Here is a 20,602-nt window from a genome sequence, read left to right as displayed (position 1 = left end):
ATATCCTCATGAATATTATCACTGAAATGAATTTATAGTTTTGTTTTTACTCGTTTGGCTAATAGCAGGGAAAATCAATTTTTCGAATCTGGATAAGAAATATCTTTCAGTTTTTATTGGTTTTTTTGTTGCTCTTTCGGTCTAAAGGCCTTGTGTTTCGCCTTTGACCATTATTTTGAATGATATCGTAAACTGATTGGATTTGTGGTTTTTGATTAAGTATTTCTAACAACATAATTTAGATATTTTAAATGTGTCAGAGGTATTTTACCAGGTTATTATTTGATGCTAGCCTCCTGAAACATACAAAGGATTTTTGGTGTGTCAGGGGTAAACTGATATGGAAGTGAATGCTAAGGATAATTTATTCGCTAGAACTATTAATTTGTTGGATTAATTTAGAGGGTGAATATCCTGAATTAACCATCATGATTTATAGAGAGTGGATATGGAGGATATATGTTGCCAGGATGCTGCAAAAATGGAATTGTTATCAGTAAAATACCCGTTATGCAGGCAGGATTAAAAGAGGTCATGAGGACCCATCTACCTGAATATGAAATAACGAGTAGCGCCTCTGCGGAGGAGTTAACCTTATTACAATTACGTCGTGCTGGGTTAGTGGTTGCCGATTTATCCGGCGAAACGGAAGACCCGCGTTCCGTTTGTGAACATTACTATTCATTGATCTCACAATACCGGGAAATACATTGGGTTTTCATGGTTTCGCGTGCCTGGTACTCCCCGGCAGTAGAACTGCTAATGTGTCCAACAGCGACGTTACTGTCGGATATTGAACCCATTGAGAATCTGGTTAAAACCGTTCGTTCCGGTAATGCGTATGCGGATCGTATCAGCGCGATGCTGACCTCTCCGACAATGGCTGAAACTCAGGATTTTAGCTATCGCACCGTCGTTCTGACGCTTTCAGAGCGTAAGGTACTGCGGCTGTTAGGCAAAGGATGGGGCATCAACCAGATAGCTTCATTGCTCAAGAAAAGTAATAAAACTATCAGCGCACAAAAAAACAGTGCGATGCGTCGGCTGGCAATTCACAGCAATGCTGAGATGTATGCATGGATAAATAGCGCACAGGGTGCAAGAGAACTTAACTTGCCTTCTGTTTATGGAGATGCCGCAGAATGGAACACAGCCGAATTAAGAAGAGAAATGTCGCACTCGTAGAAAAATGCGTCATGAGCAGTATCGGTATTGAGAGTTTATTCAGAAAGTTTGCGGGTAACCCTTATAAGCTCCACACCTATACCAGTCAGGAGTCGTTTCAGAATGCAATGTCGCGGATCTCGTTCGCGGCGGTCATTTTTTCTTTTTCTGCCATGAGAAGTGAGCGCAGAGAAGGATTATCTTGCCTGACTGAACTGGCGATTAAATTTCCGCGTACCCGACGTTTGGTTATTGCAGATGATGATATTGAAGCACGGTTGATCGGTTCATTATCTCCATCTCCGCTGGACGGAGTATTAAGTAAAGCATCGACGCTGGAAGTTTTTCATCAGGAGTTGTTTCTGTCATTAAATGGTGTGCGTCAGGCGACCGCTCGGCTGAATAATCAGTGGTATATTAACCAAAGCCGGACGTTAAGCCCAACGGAGAGAGAAATATTGCGTTTTATGTCGCGTGGCTACTCAATGACACAAATTGCCGAGCAGCTTAAACGCAATATTAAAACGATCCGGGCGCATAAATTTAATGTGATGTCGAAACTGGGCGTCAGTTCTGATGCGGGGTTGTTGGAGGCCGCAGATATTCTGTTATGTATGCGGCATTGCGAAACAAGTAACGTGTTGCATCCCTTTTAATATGCTTAATGCCGGGTTATCGTCCCGGCAAAGTTTTTATTTCAGCGTACAGTCACCACATTGCTGCACATCCGGTAGGCGATAACGCTGGCAGCAGGTACGGCGTACCAGCAGACCATCGCGTAGCACTACTGTACGCCAGAGTGGATTATCTTCACCTGTAGTGAGCGTTTTCTCAAAAAACAGGGCATGACGCAGCGATTCAACCGCTGCCTCGCCGAGCAACTGCTTCATCTCTGTCAGATACCAGTTGATCAAATAACCGGTATTACTCCAGATGAGTTTGCCGTTGATCTCTCCAGTTGCTTCTAATGCCTGCACTACCGGGACAAGCGCCTGGCTGATTAACGTTTCCATTCGTTGTTGTGGAGAATGCGTTGTTGCGTTTTTATCTTCACATACATCGACCCAGAAACAGGCTGCGCGCCCGGTTTCGTGAAACTCAACGTGGAAATGTTCTGGGGAAAGGTCTAACGCTTTTTCCTGCGTCAGCAGCGCCAGCATTAAGGGGGGCACCATCAGGCCGATATACCATTGCGCCCAGAGTGAGATCAGCGGTTTGTTCTCACGGATCATCATCGGTTGATTACGGTAGATATGATCGGAATAGACCGCCAGTAGAGAACGTAGCGCATTCGGTGATGACCATTGCGCCAGTGTCATGGCGTTAAGCGGGGCGGGTTCATCCAGACGGATAAACTCCAGCAAATGTTCACGATGTTCTGCGATCGTCGCCCGTACTGATTCCGCAAGCCCAGCATCCTGCGGCTGGAGATGCGTTCGCCAGATAACATCTTCATAGAGCGGTGCAGAACGATAGGCCATAATCGTGATAGTAATCTAAATGATAATGATTGCTAATCCTAGCGATAGGTTTGCCCGATAGCAAGGGATTTCTCTGGCTTGCAAATGATAAAAATTATCATATGATATTGGTTATCATTATCGCTTTGAGAGATTAAACCATGTTGCAACGTATGCTGGGCAGCGGCTGGGGAGTGTTGCTGCCGGGATTGCTGATTGCAGGGATGACGTATGCGGATTTATCGCCGGATCAGTGGCGGATTGTCATTCTGATGGGATTAGTGTTGACGCCGCTGATGCTATATCACAAACAGTTACGGCATTACGTTTTACTACCATCGTGCCTGGCGCTTATTTCTGGCGTCATGTTAATGATAATAAAGTGGAATCAGGGATGAAAAAGCAGGGAAGAAACAAGAGAAGAAGTAAAGATAATTGGTGCGAGGGGGGGGACTTGAACCCCCACGTCCGTAAGGACACTAACACCTGAAGCTAGCGCGTCTACCAATTCCGCCACCTTCGCACAGTCATCTTACTTTTTTGATATCGCCTCGTTTGGTGCGAGGGGGGGGACTTGAACCCCCACGTCCGTAAGAACACTAACACCTGAAGCTAGCGCGTCTACCAATTCCGCCACCTTCGCCCAGTGCGAGCAATATCAACGTGGTTTTTGGTGCGAGGGGGGGGACTTGAACCCCCACGTCCGTAAGGACACTAACACCTGAAGCTAGCGCGTCTACCAATTCCGCCACCTTCGCATACCATCAATTCTTAAAAAGAATTGCTACCACGGAGGCGCATTCTAGTGGTTTTCAGCTTTTCGTCAATAGTTAATTATCGCCTGATGTGTAATTGCTGGAAAAATGGTCATCAGGAGGCTAACGTGCAGGTTTTGTATGTCGGATAAGGCGTTCACGCCGCATCCGACATGGTATGTGGGTGCAGATGCCAGATGCGACGCTGGCGCGTCTTATCTGGCCTATGAAGGGCTAATGTGCAGTTTTTGTAGGTTGGATAAGGCGTTCACGCCGCATCCAACAAGGCTTGCGGCGAGAGACTTAACCTTTCTTCGCCTGGCGGGTCATAATGGCGCGATACACCTTGAAACGCCCGGTTTGCGCGATAACTTCGTGGAAGCCAAATGTCTCATCCAGCACGTCCGGATAAGGCAGGAAGGCGTTCGCTACAATTCGCAGCTCGCCGCCGCTATTAAGATGACGCACCGCGCCGCGAATCAGCGTTTGCGCGGCATCCAGGCTGGTTTGCATCCCATCGTGGAACGGCGGGTTGGAGATGATCATATCAAAACGACCTTTCACCTCAGAAAAGACGTTGCTGGCAAAGACTTCACCTTCAACACCGTTAGCAGCAAGCGTTGCGCGGCTGGCTTCTACCGCTGGTGCAGAAACATCGCACAGAGTGAGGCGAATCTTCGGTGAATGGCGCGCAAAGGCAACTGAAAGCACGCCCGCACCGCAGCCAACATCCAGCACTTTACCTTTCGTGTGCGGGGTTAACGTCGAGAGCAGCAACTGGCTACCGACATCCAGACCGTCGCGGCTAAACACGCCAGGCAGCGTTTTGACCGTCAGGCCATCGACGCTGTATTCGCCCCAGAATTTATCGGCATCAAATACCGGCTGTTTTTCCAGACGACCAAAATAGAGGCCGCAGCGACGGGCGCTGTCTACCTTATTCAATGGCGCATAATCTGCCAGCATTTGCTCGGCGCTGCGCACGCCGCTACGGTTTTCGCCAACGACGAAAATGTCAGTGCCCACTGGCAGCAGAGAAAGTAAATTCATCAACTGGAACTGAGCTTCCGGTTTGTTCTTCGGCCAGTAGTAAATCAGCGTATCGCAATCTGCGATGTCATCCGCCGTGGCGACCAGACTAAAACGGGCGTTATCACCCATCTGGCGGCTTAACACCTGCCAGTGGTGGAATTGCTGGGTATGAGCACGACTGGTCGCGGTATCTAAACGCGCGGGCAGGTCATCCTGTAAGTCACCGGCAAACAGAATACGGCTTTGTTCGAAATCATCACTGTGGCGCAGCAAGACTTCACTTGCCGGGGTAAATGCAGACATGGAATGCTCCTCAATTGATACTGGCGGCGATTATAGCCATATGTTGGCGCGGTATCGACGAATTTGCTATATTTGCGCCCCTGACAACAGGAGCGATTCGCTATGACATCCCGACGAGACTGGCAGTTACAGCAGCTGGGCATTACCCAGTGGTCGCTGCGTCGCCCTGGCGCGTTGCAGGGGGAGATTGCCATTGCGATCCCGGCACACGTCCGTCTGGTGATGGTGGCAAACGATCTTCCCGCCCTGACCGATCCTCTGGTGAGCGATGTTCTGCGCGCATTAACCGTCAGCCCCGATCAGGTGCTGCAACTGACGCCAGATAGGATCGCGATGCTGCCGCAAGGCAGTCGATGCAACAGTTGGCGGTTGGGTACTGACGAACCGCTGTCACTGGAGGGTGCTCAGGTGACATCACCGGCGCTCACCGAATTACGGGCAAACCCAACGGCACGCGCCGCGTTATGGCAACAAATTTGCACATATGAACACGATTTCTTCCCTCGAAACGACTGATTTACCTGCGGCTTTCCACATTGAACAACGCGCCCACGCCTTTCCGTGGAGTGAAAAAACCTTTGCCAGCAACCAGGGCGAACGCTATCTCAACTTTCAGTTGACACAAGACGGCAAAATGGCTGCGTTTGCGATTACGCAAGTGGTGCTGGATGAAGCTACATTGTTCAATATTGCGGTCGATCCCGACTATCAGCGTCAGGGACTGGGAAGGGCGCTGCTGGAACATCTGATCGACGAGCTGGAAAAACGCGGCGTGGCGACGCTATGGCTGGAAGTCCGTGCCTCTAACGCCGCCGCCATTGCTCTGTACGAAAGTTTAGGCTTTAACGAGGCGACGATTCGCCGCAATTACTACCCCACCACGGACGGTCGCGAAGACGCCATCATCATGGCGTTGCCAATCAGTATGTAAGACAAGGTGGAATAATGAAGTGGGACTGGATTTTCTTTGATGCCGATGAAACGTTGTTTACTTTTGACTCGTTCACCGGCCTGCAGCGGATGTTCCTTGACTACAGCGTCACCTTTACCGCTGAAGATTTTCAGGACTATCAGGCCGTTAACAAACCACTGTGGGTGGATTATCAAAACGGCGCGATCACTTCATTACAGCTCCAGCACGGGCGTTTTGAAAGCTGGGCCGAACGGCTGAACGTCGAGCCGGGTAAACTCAACGCTGCCTTTATTAATGCGATGGCGGAAATCTGCACACCGCTGCCTGGCGCGGTTTCCCTGCTTAACGCCATTCGCGGCAATGCCAAAATCGGCATCATCACCAACGGTTTTAGTGCCTTGCAGCAAGTGCGTCTGGAACGAACGGGTTTGCGTGATTATTTCGATTTGCTGGTGATTTCCGAAGAAGTTGGCGTTGCCAAACCGAATAAGAAAATTTTCGATTATGCGCTGGAACAGGCGGGCAATCCTGACCGTTCACGCGTGCTAATGGTTGGTGACACTGCTGAGTCCGATATTCTCGGTGGCATCAACGCCGGGCTTGCTACCTGCTGGCTGAATGCGCACAATCGCGAGCAACCAGAAGGCATTGCGCCCACCTGGACCGTTTCTTCGTTGCACGAACTGGAGCAACTCCTGTGTAAACACTGATTGCCTCCCCCCCGTTGATGGGTAAAATAGCCGCAATTTTTCGTTTTCAACAAGCGCGGCGCGATGCCGCTTACTCAAGAAGAAAGAATTATGACGTTGTCTCCTTATTTGCAAGAGGTGGCGAAGCGCCGCACCTTTGCCATAATTTCTCACCCGGACGCCGGTAAAACCACCATCACCGAGAAGGTGCTGCTGTTCGGACAGGCCATTCAGACCGCCGGTACAGTAAAAGGCCGTGGCTCTAATCAGCACGCCAAGTCGGACTGGATGGAGATGGAAAAGCAGCGTGGGATCTCCATTACCACGTCTGTGATGCAGTTTCCGTATCACGACTGCCTGGTTAACCTGCTTGACACCCCGGGGCACGAAGACTTCTCGGAAGATACCTATCGTACCCTGACGGCGGTGGACTGCTGCCTGATGGTTATCGACGCTGCAAAAGGTGTTGAAGATCGTACCCGCAAGCTGATGGAAGTTACCCGTCTGCGCGATACGCCGATCCTCACCTTTATGAACAAACTTGACCGTGATATCCGCGACCCGATGGAACTGCTCGATGAAGTTGAGAACGAGCTGAAAATCGGCTGTGCGCCGATCACCTGGCCGATTGGCTGCGGCAAGCTGTTTAAAGGCGTTTATCACCTGTATAAAGATGAAACCTATCTCTACCAGAGCGGTAAAGGTCACACCATTCAGGAAGTACGCATTGTTAAAGGGCTGAACAACCCGGATCTCGACGCTGCGGTTGGAGAAGATCTGGCACAGCAGCTGCGTGACGAACTGGAGCTGGTGAAAGGCGCCTCTAACGAGTTCGACAAAGAATTGTTCCTTGCGGGCGAAATTACTCCGGTATTCTTCGGTACTGCGCTGGGTAACTTCGGCGTCGATCATATGCTGGATGGCTTGGTGGAGTGGGCACCTGCGCCGATGCCGCGTCAGACTGACACCCGTACCGTAGAAGCGAGCGAAGACAAATTTACCGGCTTCGTATTTAAAATTCAGGCCAACATGGACCCGAAACACCGTGACCGTGTGGCGTTTATGCGCGTGGTATCCGGTAAATATGAAAAAGGCATGAAGCTGCGCCAGGTGCGCACCGCGAAAGACGTGGTGATCTCTGACGCGCTGACCTTTATGGCGGGTGACCGTTCGCACGTTGAAGAGGCTTATCCGGGCGATATCCTCGGTCTGCACAACCACGGCACCATTCAGATCGGCGACACCTTTACCCAGGGTGAGATGATGAAGTTCACCGGTATTCCGAACTTCGCACCGGAACTGTTCCGTCGTATACGTCTGAAAGATCCGCTGAAGCAAAAACAGCTGCTCAAAGGGCTGGTACAGCTTTCTGAAGAGGGCGCAGTGCAAGTGTTCCGTCCGATCTCCAATAACGACCTGATCGTCGGTGCGGTTGGTGTGCTGCAGTTTGATGTGGTGGTATCGCGCCTGAAGAGCGAATACAACGTTGAAGCAGTGTATGAGTCAGTCAACGTTGCCACCGCCCGCTGGGTAGAATGCGCGGACGCAAAGAAATTCGAAGAGTTCAAGCGTAAGAACGAAGGTCAACTGGCGCTCGATGGCGGCGATAACCTCGCTTACATCGCCACCAGCATGGTTAACCTACGCTTAGCGCAAGAGCGTTATCCGGACGTTCAATTCCACCAGACCCGCGAGCATTAATTCTTGCCTCCAGGGCGCGGCAGCCGCTGCGCCCTGTCAATTTCCCTTCCTTATTAGCCGCTTGCGGAATGTTCTTAAAACATTCGCTTTCGCTTATGCTTGCTCGCTTTTTAGCCGATATGGCGGGCGGTTTCAAAATTGTGATCTATATTTAACAAAGCAATGACATTTGTGTCGGCTTTAAATACCGTTATGTGAGTAGGTAACAGTATTTAAAACCGTTAACTGTCATTCGATTGATATTAATAACTGATTAAGAAGTTGTAACGGTCGTTATTCATCACCTATCGCTTTTTTGATGGCGACCATTGACTTCTGTCGAGGGTGAAGTCTCTCCCTATTCAGCAATGCAACCTCGTGTTGCCTGGCTCAAATTACGAGCAAATATACAGGAATAAATCGATGACTATGACAAGACTGAAGATTTCGAAAACTCTGCTGGCTGTAATGCTGACCTCTGCCGTCGCGACCGGTTCTGCCTACGCGGAAAACAACGCGCAGACCACCAATGAAAGCGCAGGGCAAAAAGTCGATAGCTCTATGAATAAAGTCGGTAATTTCATGGATGACAGCGCCATCACAGCGAAAGTGAAGGCGGCTCTGGTGGATCATGAAAATATCAAGAGCACTGATATCTCTGTCAAAACCGATCAAAAAGTCGTGACTTTAAGCGGATTTGTTGAAAGCCAGGCACAGGCCGAAGAGGCAGTGAAAGTGGCGAAAGGCGTTGAAGGCGTGACCTCCGTCAGCGACAAACTGCACGTTCGCGACGCTAAAGAAAGCTCCGTGAAGGGTTACGCCGGTGACACCGCCACCACCAGTGAAATCAAAGCCAAACTGCTGGCGGACGACATTGTTCCTTCACGTAAAGTGAAAGTTGAAACCACCGATGGCGTGGTTCAGCTCTCCGGAACCGTAGATTCTCAGGCACAGAGCGACCGTGCTGAAAGTATCGCCAAAGCGGTAGATGGTGTGAAAAGCGTTAAAAATGATCTGAAAACTAAGTAATTCGTCGTAATTCGTCCTCCCGAACTTTGTCGGGAGGCGCGATGTGCACCACACTAAAAATATCGCATTGAGTGAATATCAAGCGGTGACATTAACTATGGTAAAGGAGAGGCTTATGTTTCGTTGGGGCATCATATTTCTGGTTATCGCGTTAATCGCCGCCGCTCTTGGGTTTGGTGGTCTGGCCGGTACTGCAGCGGGTGCTGCAAAAATTGTCTTTGTCGTCGGGATTATTCTGTTCCTGGTGAGTTTGTTCATGGGCCGAAAACGACCCTAGATTTCAGACGATTAAGAAAATTTTATACAAAGCCAGTCCAGCGGACTGGCTTTTGCGGTTTTAGCGAATAATAAATTGCGTTACTTTGTCATTCTTTCACAACAAAAACAGGAAGGCAGAGGTGGGGCAGCGAATACCTGTAACGCTTGGTAATATTGCGCCGTTGTCGCTAAGGCCGTTCCAGCCTGGACGAATTGCGTTGGTGTGCGAAGGCGGCGGGCAGCGTGGAATCTTTACGGCTGGCGTGCTGGATGAGTTTATGCGCGCGCAGTTTAATCCTTTCGATCTCTATTTTGGCACGTCCGCCGGGGCGCAGAACCTTTCGGCGTATATTTGTAATCAGCCCGGTTACGCGCGTAAAGTTATCATGCGCTATACCACAAAGCGCGAATTTTTCGATCCAGTGCGCTTTGTCCGTGGAGGAAATCTTATCGATCTCGACTGGCTGGTGGAAGCGACTGCACGCCAGATGCCGTTGCAGATGGATACCGCCGCGCGGTTGTTCGATAGCGGCAAATCGTTTTATATGTGTGCCTGTCGTCAGGATGACTACACACCAAATTACTTTTTACCAACCAAACAAAACTGGCTGGATTTGATTCGCGCCTCCAGTGCTATTCCAGGTTTTTATCGCACCGGGGTTTCACTTGATGGGATTAACTATTTTGATGGTGGCGTCAGCGATGCGATTCCGGTTAAAGAAGCGGCAAGACAGGGGGCGAAAACGCTGGTGGTAATCCGCACCGTGCCGTCGCAAATGTACTATACGCCGCAGTGGTTTAAACGTATGGAACGTTGGCTGGGTGACAGTAGCCTACAACCGCTGGTCAATCTGGTGCAGCATCATGAAACCAGCTATCGTGCCATCCAGCAATTTATTGAGAAACCGCCAGGCAAGCTACGCATTTTCGAAATTTATCCGCCGAAGCCGCTGCATAGCATCGCGCTTGGCAGTCGGCTTCCGGCGCTACGTGATGACTATAAACTTGGGCGTTTATGCGGTCGCTATTTCCTGGCTACGGTCGGTAAAATGCTAACCGAAAAAGCACCGTTCACTCGCCATCTGGTGCCTGTGGCGATGCCGGAACCGATCGTCATTCCGCCAGCGCCAGTCGCCAACGATACGCTGGTTACCGAGGTGATAGACGCCCCGCAGGCGAATGACCCGACATTTAACAACGAGGATCTGGCTTGATTTGCCGTTTTATCGACACCCACTGCCATTTTGATTTTCCGCCGTTTAGCGGTGATGAAGAGGCCAGCCTGCAACGCGCGGCACAAGCGGGCGTAGGCAAGATCATTGTTCCGGCAACTGAGGCGGCAAATTTTGCCCGCGTGCAGGCGTTAGCGGAAAATTATCAACCGCTGTATGCCGCCTTAGGGTTGCATCCGGGGATGTTGGAAAAACATTGCGATGCGTCGCTGGAGCAGTTACAGCAGGCACTGGAAAGGCGCTCGCCGAAGGTGGTGGCGGTAGGGGAGGTAGGCCTGGATCTCTTTGGCGACGATCCACAATTTGATCGCCAGCAGTGGTTGCTCGACGAACAACTTAAGCTGGCGAAACGCTACGATCTGCCGGTGATCCTTCATTCACGGCGCACGCATGACAAACTGGCGATGCATCTTAAACGCCACAATTTGCCGCGTGCTGGCGTGGTTCATGGTTTTTCTGGCAGCCAGCAACAGGCCGAGCGGTTTGTGCAACTGGGCTACAAAATTGGCGTTGGTGGAACTATCACCTATCCGCGCGCCAGTAAAACCCGCGATGTCATCGCAAAATTACCGCTGGCGTCGTTGTTGCTGGAAACCGACGCGCCGGATATGCCGCTAAATGGTTTTCAGGGGCAGCCCAACCGCCCGGAGCAGGCTGCCCGGGTATTTGCCGTACTGTGCGAGTTACGCCCGGAACCCGCAGATGAGATTGCCGACGTGTTGCTTAATAACACGTATGCGTTGTTTAACGTGCCCGATGGCTGGTAAGGCCGTCCGTAAGTGAACAATGGTGCTGCTTGTTCCCCTCACCCTAACCCTCTCCCCAGAGGGGCGAGGGGACTGATTGTGCTTGATGTTGAGTTTTGCGACATCTCTGGCATGTCACAAATACAGCGCCGGAAATATCAATCGACTTACCCCGCGCTCCCGTAACGCACCAGCCAACTGCTCAACGTCTTCCGGTGTGGCGCTCGCCCAGCTTTGCGCTTCGCCATATACGCCGTGGGCATGAAACGCGTTCAAGCGTACCGGAACATCGCCAAGTCCCTTGATAAACGCCGCCAGTTCTTCAATGTGTTGCAAATAATCCACCTGATTGGGGATTACCAGTAAACGCAGTTCTGCCAGCTTGCCGCGCTCTGCAAGCAAACTGATGCTGCGCTTAATCTGTTGATTATCGCGTCCGGTTAACTGTTGATGACATTCGCTCCCCCACGCTTTGAGATCGAGCATTGCGCCATCGCACACCGGAAGCAATTTTTCCCAGCCGGTTTCGCTCAACATGCCGTTGCTGTCCACCAGACAGGTGAGATGGCGCAATTGTGGATCATTTTTGATAGCAGTAAACAGCGCCACCACAAACGGCAGTTGGGTCGTGGCTTCGCCACCGCTCACCGTTATCCCTTCAATAAACAACACCGCTTTGCGGATATGACTAAGCACCTCGTCCACGCTCATGGTTTGCGCCATCGGCGTGGCATTCTGCGGGCACATCTTCAGGCAGGTATCGCACTGCTCGCAGACTGCAACGTTCCACACCACTTTGCTGTCAACAATCTGCAACGCCTGATGCGGACACTGTGGCACGCATTCCGCGCAATTATTACAGCGCCCCATCGTCCACGGATTGTGACAGTTTTTGCAGCGCAGATTGCACCCTTGTAAAAACAGAGCCAGACGACTGCCTGGCCCGTCAACGCAGGAGAAGGGGATAATCTTACTGACTAAAGCGCATCTGCTGTTCATGGCTTATCACGCGCGGCTGGCGTTCCAGAATACGAGTGTTACGTGCAGCTTCTTCGCCCAGCCATGTTGTGTTGGTACGTGAACCTTCGGCACGATATTTTTCTAAATCCGACAAACGCACCATATAACCGGTAACGCGAACCAGATCGTTACCGCTGACATTGGCGGTAAATTCACGCATTCCGGCTTTAAAGGCACCGAGGCAAAGCTGTACCAGCGCCTGTGGATTACGCTTGATGGTTTCGTCGAGCGTCAGAATGTCGCTGATCCCAGAGTAATAATATGCATGATGCGGGGCGACGGTTTGCAGATGGGTGATTGGATCTGGCTCATCGCCATACGGCAATCGCGCCCCCGGCGTGGTGCCGATATCGGAACTGATCCCCGACTGTGCGTGTAACATGGCGCGTTTTTGCCAGCCATATTTCACGGGAGTATTGGCGACAAACTCCGCCAGTTGCGCGCTGATGCGATAACCGACTTCATTTGCGGCGGCTTCTTTACCGTAGCGCGCGGCAATCCCTTCTTTCTCGCACAGCAAGTTAACCGCTTCCGCCAGCCCGTACATGCCAAACATCGGCACAAAACGTTCAGGATCAATCAACCCTTCTTTGACCAGGAAGCTATTCTCAAAGAAGTGTGATTGTTGATAGAGAAATTCACATCGCGCATCGATGATGGCGATCTGCTGCTGGCAGTAGTGCGGTAGAGTGCGCGTAAAGAAGTCATCCAGCGATTCACTGCGCTCTGCAATGGCTTTCAGGTTAAGGCGTACTAGCGTGCTGCCACCGCCAGCCAGCGGCAGTGAGTTGTAACAGCTCACGATCCCGTAGCCCCCTTTTGTGAAAATTTTATCATGCACCGGACCGTTGGCGATGTGCGGTTTGCTACATTCACAAATGTTTTTTGCCACTTCCAGCAGCAGATCATCAGGGGTGATTTCAGGATCGTAGATAAAGGTCAGATTTGGAGAAACCTGCTTCAGCTCAGCATCTGCGCGTAAAATTGCACGGGTGATGGGGGAATCGGACGGGCCGATATTGGCATGCATAAAAGCGTCTGGCAGGGTTCTGTCGAGATAACGCCAGAAACGTTTTATTCGAATATCGATTTCGTCTTGTGTTAGAATTTTAACATACGGTTGCAACAACGCATCCAGTTGCCCCAGGTAGACCGGCATTGATGTGACTGACGGGACATGGTGATAAAGAATGGTCAGCAGGGAGAGCGCATCATCAAGATCTTTCGCGCCTTCCAGCTCCAGCCATTCAGAACCGTTCGCCAGAAAACGGGCGTAATCGGGTAAGACATAGCGCGGTTTGTACGGCGCATGACCTTCAAACATATCGCAGATTACGCCTTCATCCAGCGCGCGGCGGGCTTCGGCAGGAAGCTGTGGGTAAGGCAGATTGTTTTCTGCTTCCAGCGCCAGAAAATGGCGCTTCTGCTCCGGGCTAAGTACCGGACTGGTGACAATTTGCTGGCAACGTTGTTGCAGTGCCATTTCATGAGAAGTGGGCATCTTCTTTTCCTTTTATGCCGAAGGTGATGCGCCATTGTAAGAGGTTTCGTGATGTTCACTTTGATCCTGATGCGTTTGCCACCACTGGCGCATTCATTTGAAAGTGAATTATTTGATCCAGATAGCATTACCATAATGCAAATTTGTAAGTAGATTTTCTTAATTGTGATGTATATCGAAGTGTGTTGCGGAGTCGATGTTAGAATACTAACAAACTCGCAAGGTGAATTTTATTGGCGACAAGCCAGGAGAATGAAATGACTGATCTGAAAGCAAGCAGCCTGCGTGCACTGAAATTGATGGACCTGACCACTCTGAATGACGACGACACTGACGAGAAAGTGATCGCCCTGTGTCATCAGGCTAAAACTCCGGTCGGCAATACCGCCGCTATCTGCATCTATCCTCGCTTTATCCCGATTGCTCGCAAGACTCTGAAAGAGCAGGGCACCCCGGAAATCCGTATTGCTACGGTAACTAACTTCCCACACGGTAACGACGACATTGACATCGCACTGGCAGAAACCCGTGCGGCAATCGCCTACGGTGCCGATGAAGTTGACGTGGTGTTCCCGTACCGTGCGCTGATGGCGGGTAACGAGCAGGTTGGTTTTGACCTGGTGAAAGCCTGTAAAGAGGCTTGTGCAGCGGCGAATGTGCTGCTGAAAGTGATCATCGAAACCGGTGAACTGAAAGACGAAGCTCTGATCCGCAAAGCATCTGAAATCTCCATCAAAGCGGGCGCTGACTTTATCAAAACCTCTACCGGTAAAGTCGCGGTGAATGCGACGCCTGAAAGCGCGCGCATCATGATGGAAGTCATCCGCGACATGGGCGTAGAAAAAACCGTTGGTTTCAAACCGGCGGGTGGCGTGCGTACTGCGGAAGATGCACAGAAATATCTCGCGATTGCAGATGAACTGTTCGGTGCTGACTGGGCAGATGCACGTCACTATCGCTTTGGCGCTTCCAGCCTGCTGGCAAGCCTGCTGAAAGCTCTGGGCCACGGCGACGGTAAGAGCGCCAGCAGCTACTAAGCTGCCTTTTGCCAGAGGGCGGATGCCGGATGCTACGGGTCGGGTGCCCCTGCAGGCCTGATAAGACGCGTCAGCGTTGCATCAGGCTGTCAGCAGTGATGCCGGATGCGGCGCGAACGCCTTATCCGGCCTACGGGGCGAGTGCCGTGTAGGCATGATAAGAAGCGGTCAGCATCAGGCAATAACAACATCCGCCATCTGGCAACAACGCCTTCAAACTTATTCCACGGGAGGTTACCTTGTTTCTCGCACAAGAAATTATTCGTAAAAAACGTGATGGTCATGCGCTGAGCGATGAAGAAATTCGTTTCTTTATCAACGGCATTCGCGACAATACTATCTCCGAAGGGCAAATTGCCGCCCTCGCGATGACCATTTTCTTCCACGATATGACAATGCCGGAGCGTGTCTCGCTGACGATGGCGATGCGAGATTCAGGAACCGTTCTCGACTGGAAAAGCCTGCATCTGAATGGCCCGATTGTTGATAAACACTCCACCGGCGGCGTCGGCGATGTGACTTCGCTGATGTTAGGGCCAATGGTCGCTGCCTGCGGCGGCTATATTCCGATGATCTCCGGTCGCGGCCTCGGTCATACTGGCGGTACGCTCGACAAACTGGAATCAATCCCTGGCTTCGATATCTTCCCGGATGACAACCGTTTCCGCGAAATCATTAAAGATGTTGGCGTGGCGATTATCGGCCAGACCAGCTCACTGGCTCCGGCGGATAAACGTTTCTACGCAACCCGTGATATCACCGCAACCGTGGACTCCATCCCGCTGATCACTGCCTCTATTCTGGCTAAGAAACTGGCGGAAGGGCTGGATGCGTTGGTGATGGACGTGAAAGTCGGTAGCGGCGCGTTTATGCCGACCTACGAACTCTCTGAAGCCCTTGCCGAAGCGATTGTTGGCGTGGCAAATGGCGCTGGCGTGCGCACCACTGCGCTGCTCACCGACATGAATCAGGTGTTGGCCTCCAGTGCCGGTAACGCGGTTGAAGTGCGTGAAGCGGTGCAGTTCCTGACCGGTGAATACCGTAACCCGCGTCTGTTTGATGTCACAATGGCACTGTGCGTGGAGATGCTTATCTCCGGCAAACTGGCGAAAGATGACGCTGAAGCGCGCGCGAAATTGCAGGCGGTGCTGGACAACGGTAAAGCGGCAGAAGTCTTTGGTCGTATGGTGGCGGCACAAAAAGGCCCAACCGACTTCGTTGAGAACTACGCGAAGTATCTGCCGACAGCGATGCTGACGAAAGCAGTCTATGCTGATACCGAAGGTTTTGTCAGTGAAATGGATACCCGCGCGCTGGGGATGGCAGTGGTTGCAATGGGCGGCGGTCGCCGTCAGGCATCTGACACCATCGATTACAGCGTCGGCTTTACTGATATGGCGCGTCTGGGCGACCAGGTAGACGGTCAGCGTCCGCTGGCGGTTGTCCACGCGAAAGACGAAAACAGCTGGCAGGAAGCGGCGAAAGCGGTGAAAGCGGCAATTAAACTTGCCGATAAAGCACCAGAAAGCACACCAACCGTCTATCGTCGTATCAGTGAATAATTGTATACTGATCTGATCATTTAAATTTGAAGCACTGAGTACGGAGAACATATGAAACGTGCATTTATTATGGTGCTGGACTCATTCGGCATCGGCGCTACAGAAGATGCAGAACGCTTTGGTGACGTCGGGGCTGACACCCTGGGTCATATCGCAGAAGCTTGTGCTAAAGGCGAAGCTGATAATGGTCGTAAAGGGTCACTGAATCTGCCAAATCTGACCCGTCTGGGGCTGGCGAAAGCACACGAAGGTTCTACCGGTTTCATTCCGGCAGGAATGGACGGCAACGCTGAAGTTATCGGCGCGTACGCATGGGCGCACGAAATGTCATCCGGTAAAGATACCCCGTCTGGTCACTGGGAAATCGCCGGTGTACCGGTTCTGTTTGAGTGGGGATACTTCTCCGATCATGAAAACAGCTTCCCGCAAGAACTGCTGGATAAACTGGTCGAACGCGCTAATCTGCCGGGTTACCTGGGTAACTGCCACTCTTCCGGTACGGTCATCCTGGATCAACTGGGCGAAGAGCACATGAAAACCGGCAAGCCGATTTTCTATACCTCCGCTGACTCCGTGTTCCAGATTGCCTGCCATGAAGAAACCTTTGGCCTGGATAAACTCTACGAACTGTGCGAAATCGCCCGTGAAGAGCTGACCAACGGCGGCTACAACATCGGTCGCGTTATCGCCCGTCCGTTTATCGGCGACAAAGCCGGTAACTTCCAGCGTACCGGCAACCGTCACGATCTGGCTGTTGAACCGCCAGCACCAACTGTGTTGCAGAAACTGGTTGATGAAAAACACGGCCAGGTGGTTTCTGTCGGTAAAATTGCAGACATCTACGCTAACTGCGGTATCACCAAAAAAGTGAAAGCGACCGGTCTGGACGCGCTGTTTGACGCCACCATTAAAGAGATGAAGGAAGCAGGTGATAACACCATCGTCTTCACCAACTTCGTTGACTTCGACTCTTCCTGGGGGCACCGTCGTGACGTCGCGGGTTATGCTGCGGGTCTGGAACTGTTCGACCGCCGTCTGCCGGAGCTGATGTCACTGCTGCGCGATGACGATATCCTGATCCTCACCGCTGACCACGGTTGCGACCCAACCTGGACTGGTACTGACCACACCCGTGAACACATTCCGGTACTGGTGTACGGCCCGAAAGTAAAACCGGGTTCGCTGGGGCACCGTGAAACCTTCGCGGATATCGGTCAGACTCTGGCAAAATATTTTGGCACTTCTGATATGGAATATGGCAAAGCCATGTTCTGATAATGGGTGCGGCTTGATGCCCTCACCCCGCCCCTCTCCCACAGGGAGAGGGTGAAAACATGTTGATAAGGATAAAACAATGGCTACCCCACACATTAATGCAGAAATGGGCGATTTCGCTGACGTAGTTTTGATGCCAGGCGACCCGCTGCGTGCGAAGTATATTGCTGAAACTTTCCTTGAAGATGCCCGTGAAGTGAACAACGTTCGCGGTATGCTGGGCTTCACCGGTACTTACAAAGGCCGCAAAATTTCCGTAATGGGTCACGGTATGGGGATCCCGTCCTGCTCCATCTACACCAAAGAGCTGATCACCGATTTCGGCGTGAAAAAAATCATCCGCGTGGGTTCCTGTGGCGCTGTTCTGCCGCACGTAAAACTGCGTGACGTAGTTATCGGTATGGGTGCCTGCACCGATTCCAAAGTTAACCGCATCCGTTTTAAAGACCATGACTTTGCTGCTATCGCTGACTTTGACATGGTGCGTAACGCGGTAGACGCGGCTAAAGCACTGGGCGTTGATGCTCGCGTTGGTAACCTGTTCTCCGCTGACCTGTTCTACTCTCCGGACGGCGAAATGTTCGACGTGATGGAAAAATACGGCATCCTCGGCGTGGAAATGGAAGCGGCTGGTATCTACGGCGTCGCTGCAGAATTTGGCGCGAAAGCCCTGACCATCTGCACCGTGTCTGACCACATCCGCACTCACGAGCAGACCACTGCCGCTGAGCGTCAGACCACCTTCAACGACATGATCAAAATCGCACTGGAATCCGTTCTGCTGGGCGATAAAGAGTAATTGTGTTTCGCTGAAAGGCGAACGTCGTGTTAAGCCGGAGCGGGAGACTGCTCCGGCTTTTTAGTATCTATTCATTAATAGCGACTGATTTATAGATTTACTATTATTTTTCATGTGGATAGAAAATAAAATCCATTCAAGTATCTATTCATGTATGTTCAGCCGTCATCCATGAAGGGCATATCAGCAACTCTGGTGGACAACCATAAATTCCTGCCATTTTGTTTTTGATGTTTGAGCTAAGCCGCTCCGTCTTTTCTATCCGTTTTAGAGAGTTAATCGAGATACCTAACATTTTACTTAATTCAGCAAGCGATAATTTATGCATGATACGCACAGCGGCTAGCCAGGAAATACGCTGGCTGAACATTAAGTTGATAATCTCCCGTTTCTGCTTTTCCATATCGTTCATATTCGCTTCCTTTGGTATTTTACTCAGCAAGTTACCGCACTGCCCCCGCCATCCACGCCGACAATTCCCGTAGCTCTTTTTCCTGTTCAGGGAAGTCAACCAACAGAGCTTCGCATTCCTGTTGCAGCATATCCGCGCGGTACAGGCAGCCTTGCAGTCGTCCGGCGAGAGCTTCCAGCGGTGCGGGGTTGAGGCTATCGGTAAACACCTGGGTGCGGGTGATATGGCCTTTTTCAACGTCGAAGTGCAGTTCCACGCCGCCCCAGGTGAAGCGTTCATCCAGCAGATGCGAAAATGCAGGAGCCTGACCGAAGTTCCACTCCCAGCTACTCTGGCGGGCAAAGGTTTCAGCGAAATTTGGCAAGTCTGGCGTTTTGTCCGGGGAGATGATTTCCGCTTCCACGCTCTCGCCATAATGGGCGAAAAAGGCCTCGGTTATGGCCTCGCAAACCTGCTCATGGGTAATTCCCGGTAGCAATTCGGTGAGGTTGGTCACGCGGGAACGCACTGAGGTAATGCCTTTCGCTGCCAGTTTCTTTTTATCCGGGTTGAGATAGTTTGCCAGGCGGCTGAGGTCGGCATTGAGCAGCAAGGTGCCGTGGTGGAAGCCACGATCTTTGGTTTCGCGATAGGCCGAGCCTGATACTTTGCGGTCGCCTTCGGCGGTTTTCACCACCAGATCGTTACGTCCAGACGCTTCGGCGCTGACGCCGAGCGCGTTCAGCGCATTGAGCACAATCGATGTGGAGATGGTTTTATCGTACTCCGGCTTGCCAGCCATAAAGGTAAAACAGGTATTGCCGAGATCGTGGAACACCGCGCCGCCACCGCTACTGCGCCGCGCCAGGCGGACGTTATCTTCTTCCATCCGCCGGGTATTACACTCTTTCCACGGGTTCTGCGCGCGACCAATCACCACGGTGTCGGCATTGCGCCAGAGAAAAAGAACGCGCTGCGTGGCTGGCATCTGGCGAAAAATACATTCCTCCACCGCCAGGTTAAACCACGGGTCGTAAGAGTCAGAGATGAGCAGGCGTAATGTGGACATAACGATTTCCTTTCTTGTAGTAATGGGTCACTCTTTTTTCTCGCTTTCTTCCTCTTCCGGCACCGGTTTGCTGGCGGTTAACAGGAAGGGAGATTGCTGCCAGCGCGTACGTTTACCCTGTAGCAGCGTGCGGGTCAGCACTACGCCGATTGCCAGTGAGAGCAGCAACATCAGGCGTAAAATGTTAGTGGTGTTATCCACCTGTTTGGCTTCGGTGGCGAGCGTATGGGTGTCGAGCGTCAGCCGCAGGTAGCCGAGCGGGCCGTTTTTCCCCGCAATTGGTTCGACAATCTGCTGGTTAAAATAGCCGCCTGCTTTTTTACCGTCGAGCGCCAGCCGGTCGCGCACTTCGACGCTTTCGCCAGAACGTGCGATAAGATCGCCTTGTTCGTCATACACACCCGCGTCGAGGATGCGGCTTTCATCCGTTAACTGATCGAGGATCGCCTGAATGCGTTTTTCATCCGGTGAGTCGGTACGCATCAGCGGTGCAACGTTCAGCGTCACCTGACGCGCCAGGGTGCGGGCCAGTTCTTCCAGCTGTGGATTACGCTGTCGCTGGTGGTTTTGACTAAACCATGACGCCCCCTGCATCAGCGCCACTAACAAGGCGAGGCAGAACAGGACAATCACTGCCCGATGCAGCCGGAATTTCAGTTTTGTGCGAGCCATCTTCCACCCTTTGAA

The 20,602-nt window shown here is 51.7% G+C and carries 22 protein-coding genes and 3 tRNA genes; 15 read left to right on the top strand and 10 right to left on the bottom strand.

The features are described 5' to 3' along the window. Positions 1-459: 459 nt before the first annotated feature. Positions 460-1,185: a response regulator transcription factor gene (locus A7098_RS09305; RefSeq protein WP_000936647.1), complete on the top strand. Its 726-nt coding sequence runs from the start codon at positions 460-462 to the stop codon at positions 1,183-1,185. After that, a complete protein-coding gene (gene bglJ, locus A7098_RS09300; protein ID WP_105280695.1) occupies positions 1,143-1,820 on the top strand; it encodes a DNA-binding transcriptional activator BglJ in 678 nt (225 codons plus the stop codon). The genes A7098_RS09305 and bglJ overlap by 43 nt, the downstream gene beginning before the upstream one ends. Positions 1,821-1,856: 36 nt before the next feature. Here the strand turns inward: bglJ and fhuF are convergent, their stop codons facing one another. After that, a complete protein-coding gene (gene fhuF / locus A7098_RS09295) occupies positions 1,857-2,645 on the bottom strand; it encodes a siderophore-iron reductase FhuF (protein WP_032227059.1) in 789 nt (262 codons plus the stop codon). 140 nt (positions 2,646-2,785) lie between these two features. On the opposite strand from fhuF, the gene A7098_RS09290 reads away from it, so the two are divergent. Next, positions 2,786-3,022: a DUF1435 domain-containing protein gene (locus A7098_RS09290; protein ID WP_000941740.1), complete on the top strand. Its 237-nt coding sequence runs from the start codon at positions 2,786-2,788 to the stop codon at positions 3,020-3,022. A gap of 38 nt (positions 3,023-3,060) precedes the next feature. On the opposite strand, the gene A7098_RS09285 is transcribed toward A7098_RS09290, so the two are convergent. From A7098_RS09285 to rsmC, 4 genes are all read right to left on the bottom strand, one after another. Further along, positions 3,061-3,147: transfer RNA gene (locus A7098_RS09285), tRNA-Leu, on the bottom strand. Between the two features lie 33 nt (positions 3,148-3,180). Continuing rightward, a tRNA-Leu gene (locus A7098_RS09280) sits at positions 3,181-3,267 on the bottom strand. A gap of 28 nt (positions 3,268-3,295) precedes the next feature. Next, positions 3,296-3,382 (bottom strand) — tRNA-Leu (locus A7098_RS09275). 300 nt (positions 3,383-3,682) lie between these two features. After that, on the bottom strand, positions 3,683-4,714 hold the full coding sequence (gene rsmC, locus A7098_RS09270; protein ID WP_001272352.1) for a 16S rRNA (guanine(1207)-N(2))-methyltransferase RsmC: 1,032 nt from the start codon (positions 4,712-4,714) through the stop codon (positions 3,683-3,685). A 102-nt stretch (positions 4,715-4,816) separates the two neighbouring features. Between rsmC and holD the strand changes: the two genes are divergently transcribed. From holD to A7098_RS09230, 8 genes are all read left to right on the top strand, one after another. Then, positions 4,817-5,230: a DNA polymerase III subunit psi gene (gene holD, locus A7098_RS09265; RefSeq protein WP_000204010.1), complete on the top strand. Its 414-nt coding sequence runs from the start codon at positions 4,817-4,819 to the stop codon at positions 5,228-5,230. Further along, positions 5,199-5,645 (top strand): ribosomal protein S18-alanine N-acetyltransferase, encoded by a 447-nt coding sequence (gene rimI, locus A7098_RS09260; protein ID WP_001092448.1) that lies wholly within the window; start codon positions 5,199-5,201, stop codon positions 5,643-5,645. The genes holD and rimI overlap by 32 nt, the downstream gene beginning before the upstream one ends. A 14-nt stretch (positions 5,646-5,659) precedes the next feature. After that, the gene (yjjG, locus tag A7098_RS09255; protein ID WP_000870704.1) at positions 5,660-6,337 is read left to right on the top strand and encodes a pyrimidine 5'-nucleotidase; all 678 of its coding nucleotides are present in this window, start codon (positions 5,660-5,662) and stop codon (positions 6,335-6,337) included. 90 nt (positions 6,338-6,427) lie between these two features. After that, entirely contained in the window at positions 6,428-8,017 is a 1,590-nt protein-coding gene (gene prfC, locus A7098_RS09250; protein ID WP_000175941.1) for a peptide chain release factor 3, read from the top strand. Positions 8,018-8,419: 402 nt separating this feature from the next. Next, positions 8,420-9,025: a molecular chaperone OsmY gene (gene osmY, locus A7098_RS09245; RefSeq protein WP_032224325.1), complete on the top strand. Its 606-nt coding sequence runs from the start codon at positions 8,420-8,422 to the stop codon at positions 9,023-9,025. Between the two features lie 115 nt (positions 9,026-9,140). Next, positions 9,141-9,302: a DUF1328 domain-containing protein gene (locus A7098_RS09240; RefSeq protein WP_000490275.1), complete on the top strand. Its 162-nt coding sequence runs from the start codon at positions 9,141-9,143 to the stop codon at positions 9,300-9,302. Positions 9,303-9,423: 121 nt separating this feature from the next. Next, a complete protein-coding gene (locus A7098_RS09235; RefSeq protein ID WP_010345506.1) occupies positions 9,424-10,497 on the top strand; it encodes a patatin family protein in 1,074 nt (357 codons plus the stop codon). Then, positions 10,494-11,282, top strand: a complete 789-nt coding sequence (locus tag A7098_RS09230) for a metal-dependent hydrolase (RefSeq protein WP_085460292.1) — start codon at positions 10,494-10,496, stop codon at positions 11,280-11,282. Before A7098_RS09235 ends, A7098_RS09230 begins: the two co-directional genes overlap by 4 nt. A 114-nt stretch (positions 11,283-11,396) precedes the next feature. On the opposite strand, the gene A7098_RS09225 is transcribed toward A7098_RS09230, so the two are convergent. Both A7098_RS09225 and A7098_RS09220 read right to left on the bottom strand, forming a co-directional pair. Beyond that, the gene (locus A7098_RS09225; RefSeq protein ID WP_001088440.1) at positions 11,397-12,260 is read right to left on the bottom strand and encodes a YjjW family glycine radical enzyme activase; all 864 of its coding nucleotides are present in this window, start codon (positions 12,258-12,260) and stop codon (positions 11,397-11,399) included. Then, a complete protein-coding gene (locus tag A7098_RS09220) occupies positions 12,232-13,782 on the bottom strand; it encodes a YjjI family glycine radical enzyme (protein WP_032224330.1) in 1,551 nt (516 codons plus the stop codon). The genes A7098_RS09225 and A7098_RS09220 overlap by 29 nt, the downstream gene beginning before the upstream one ends. A 257-nt stretch (positions 13,783-14,039) precedes the next feature. Here A7098_RS09220 and deoC point away from each other — a divergent pair, with 257 nt between their 5' ends. The 4 genes from deoC (at position 14,040) to deoD (ending at position 18,455) form a co-directional block, all read left to right on the top strand. Further along, complete coding sequence (deoC, locus tag A7098_RS09215) at positions 14,040-14,819, top strand: deoxyribose-phosphate aldolase (RefSeq protein ID WP_001298497.1); 780 nt, start codon at positions 14,040-14,042, stop codon at positions 14,817-14,819. 239 nt (positions 14,820-15,058) lie between these two features. Then, on the top strand, positions 15,059-16,381 hold the full coding sequence (gene deoA / locus A7098_RS09210) for a thymidine phosphorylase (RefSeq protein ID WP_000477816.1): 1,323 nt from the start codon (positions 15,059-15,061) through the stop codon (positions 16,379-16,381). 51 nt (positions 16,382-16,432) lie between these two features. Continuing rightward, positions 16,433-17,656: a phosphopentomutase gene (deoB, locus tag A7098_RS09205; protein WP_033549597.1), complete on the top strand. Its 1,224-nt coding sequence runs from the start codon at positions 16,433-16,435 to the stop codon at positions 17,654-17,656. Between the two features lie 79 nt (positions 17,657-17,735). Next, positions 17,736-18,455, top strand: coding sequence for a purine-nucleoside phosphorylase (gene deoD / locus A7098_RS09200; protein ID WP_000224879.1), 720 nt, complete (start codon positions 17,736-17,738; stop codon positions 18,453-18,455). 148 nt (positions 18,456-18,603) lie between these two features. On the opposite strand, the gene A7098_RS09195 is transcribed toward deoD, so the two are convergent. The 3 genes from A7098_RS09195 to A7098_RS09185 are packed head-to-tail and all read right to left on the bottom strand — an operon-like array spanning position 18,604 to position 20,587. Next, positions 18,604-18,867: a helix-turn-helix domain-containing protein gene (locus A7098_RS09195; RefSeq protein WP_000999212.1), complete on the bottom strand. Its 264-nt coding sequence runs from the start codon at positions 18,865-18,867 to the stop codon at positions 18,604-18,606. A 31-nt stretch (positions 18,868-18,898) separates the two neighbouring features. Next, the gene (gene lplA, locus A7098_RS09190) at positions 18,899-19,915 is read right to left on the bottom strand and encodes a lipoate--protein ligase LplA (protein ID WP_105280694.1); all 1,017 of its coding nucleotides are present in this window, start codon (positions 19,913-19,915) and stop codon (positions 18,899-18,901) included. Between the two features lie 27 nt (positions 19,916-19,942). Continuing rightward, a complete protein-coding gene (locus A7098_RS09185) occupies positions 19,943-20,587 on the bottom strand; it encodes a YtjB family periplasmic protein (protein WP_105280693.1) in 645 nt (214 codons plus the stop codon). Positions 20,588-20,602: the final 15 nt, after the last annotated feature.

The sequence above is a fragment of the Escherichia sp. MOD1-EC7011 genome (assembly GCF_002965005.1).
Classification (GTDB): domain Bacteria; phylum Pseudomonadota; class Gammaproteobacteria; order Enterobacterales; family Enterobacteriaceae; genus Escherichia; species Escherichia ruysiae.
Note: the sequence above shows the minus strand (reverse complement) of the source record. Positions and strands in the feature narration are given on the sequence as shown.

Bases quoted from the DNA above. Each gene is read 5' to 3' on its own strand.
- fhuF (WP_032227059.1), bottom strand. From the start codon at position 2,645: ATGGCCTATCGTTCTGCACCGCTCTATGAAGATGTTATCTGGCGAACG.
- A7098_RS09290 (WP_000941740.1), top strand. From the start codon at position 2,786: ATGTTGCAACGTATGCTGGGCAGCGGCTGGGGAGTGTTGCTGCCGGGA.
- A7098_RS09240 (WP_000490275.1), top strand. From the start codon at position 9,141: ATGTTTCGTTGGGGCATCATATTTCTGGTTATCGCGTTAATCGCCGCC.
- rimI (WP_001092448.1), top strand. From the start codon at position 5,199: ATGAACACGATTTCTTCCCTCGAAACGACTGATTTACCTGCGGCTTTC.
- rsmC (WP_001272352.1), bottom strand. From the start codon at position 4,714: ATGTCTGCATTTACCCCGGCAAGTGAAGTCTTGCTGCGCCACAGTGAT.
- bglJ (WP_105280695.1), top strand. From the start codon at position 1,143: ATGGAACACAGCCGAATTAAGAAGAGAAATGTCGCACTCGTAGAAAAA.
- A7098_RS09220 (WP_032224330.1), bottom strand. From the start codon at position 13,782: ATGCCCACTTCTCATGAAATGGCACTGCAACAACGTTGCCAGCAAATT.
- deoB (WP_033549597.1), top strand. From the start codon at position 16,433: ATGAAACGTGCATTTATTATGGTGCTGGACTCATTCGGCATCGGCGCT.
- A7098_RS09305 (WP_000936647.1), top strand. From the start codon at position 460: ATGTTGCCAGGATGCTGCAAAAATGGAATTGTTATCAGTAAAATACCC.
- A7098_RS09185 (WP_105280693.1), bottom strand. From the start codon at position 20,587: ATGGCTCGCACAAAACTGAAATTCCGGCTGCATCGGGCAGTGATTGTC.
- holD (WP_000204010.1), top strand. From the start codon at position 4,817: ATGACATCCCGACGAGACTGGCAGTTACAGCAGCTGGGCATTACCCAG.
- deoD (WP_000224879.1), top strand. From the start codon at position 17,736: ATGGCTACCCCACACATTAATGCAGAAATGGGCGATTTCGCTGACGTA.
- yjjG (WP_000870704.1), top strand. From the start codon at position 5,660: ATGAAGTGGGACTGGATTTTCTTTGATGCCGATGAAACGTTGTTTACT.
- prfC (WP_000175941.1), top strand. From the start codon at position 6,428: ATGACGTTGTCTCCTTATTTGCAAGAGGTGGCGAAGCGCCGCACCTTT.
- A7098_RS09225 (WP_001088440.1), bottom strand. From the start codon at position 12,260: ATGAACAGCAGATGCGCTTTAGTCAGTAAGATTATCCCCTTCTCCTGC.
- lplA (WP_105280694.1), bottom strand. From the start codon at position 19,915: ATGTCCACATTACGCCTGCTCATCTCTGACTCTTACGACCCGTGGTTT.
- osmY (WP_032224325.1), top strand. From the start codon at position 8,420: ATGACTATGACAAGACTGAAGATTTCGAAAACTCTGCTGGCTGTAATG.
- deoC (WP_001298497.1), top strand. From the start codon at position 14,040: ATGACTGATCTGAAAGCAAGCAGCCTGCGTGCACTGAAATTGATGGAC.
- A7098_RS09195 (WP_000999212.1), bottom strand. From the start codon at position 18,867: ATGAACGATATGGAAAAGCAGAAACGGGAGATTATCAACTTAATGTTC.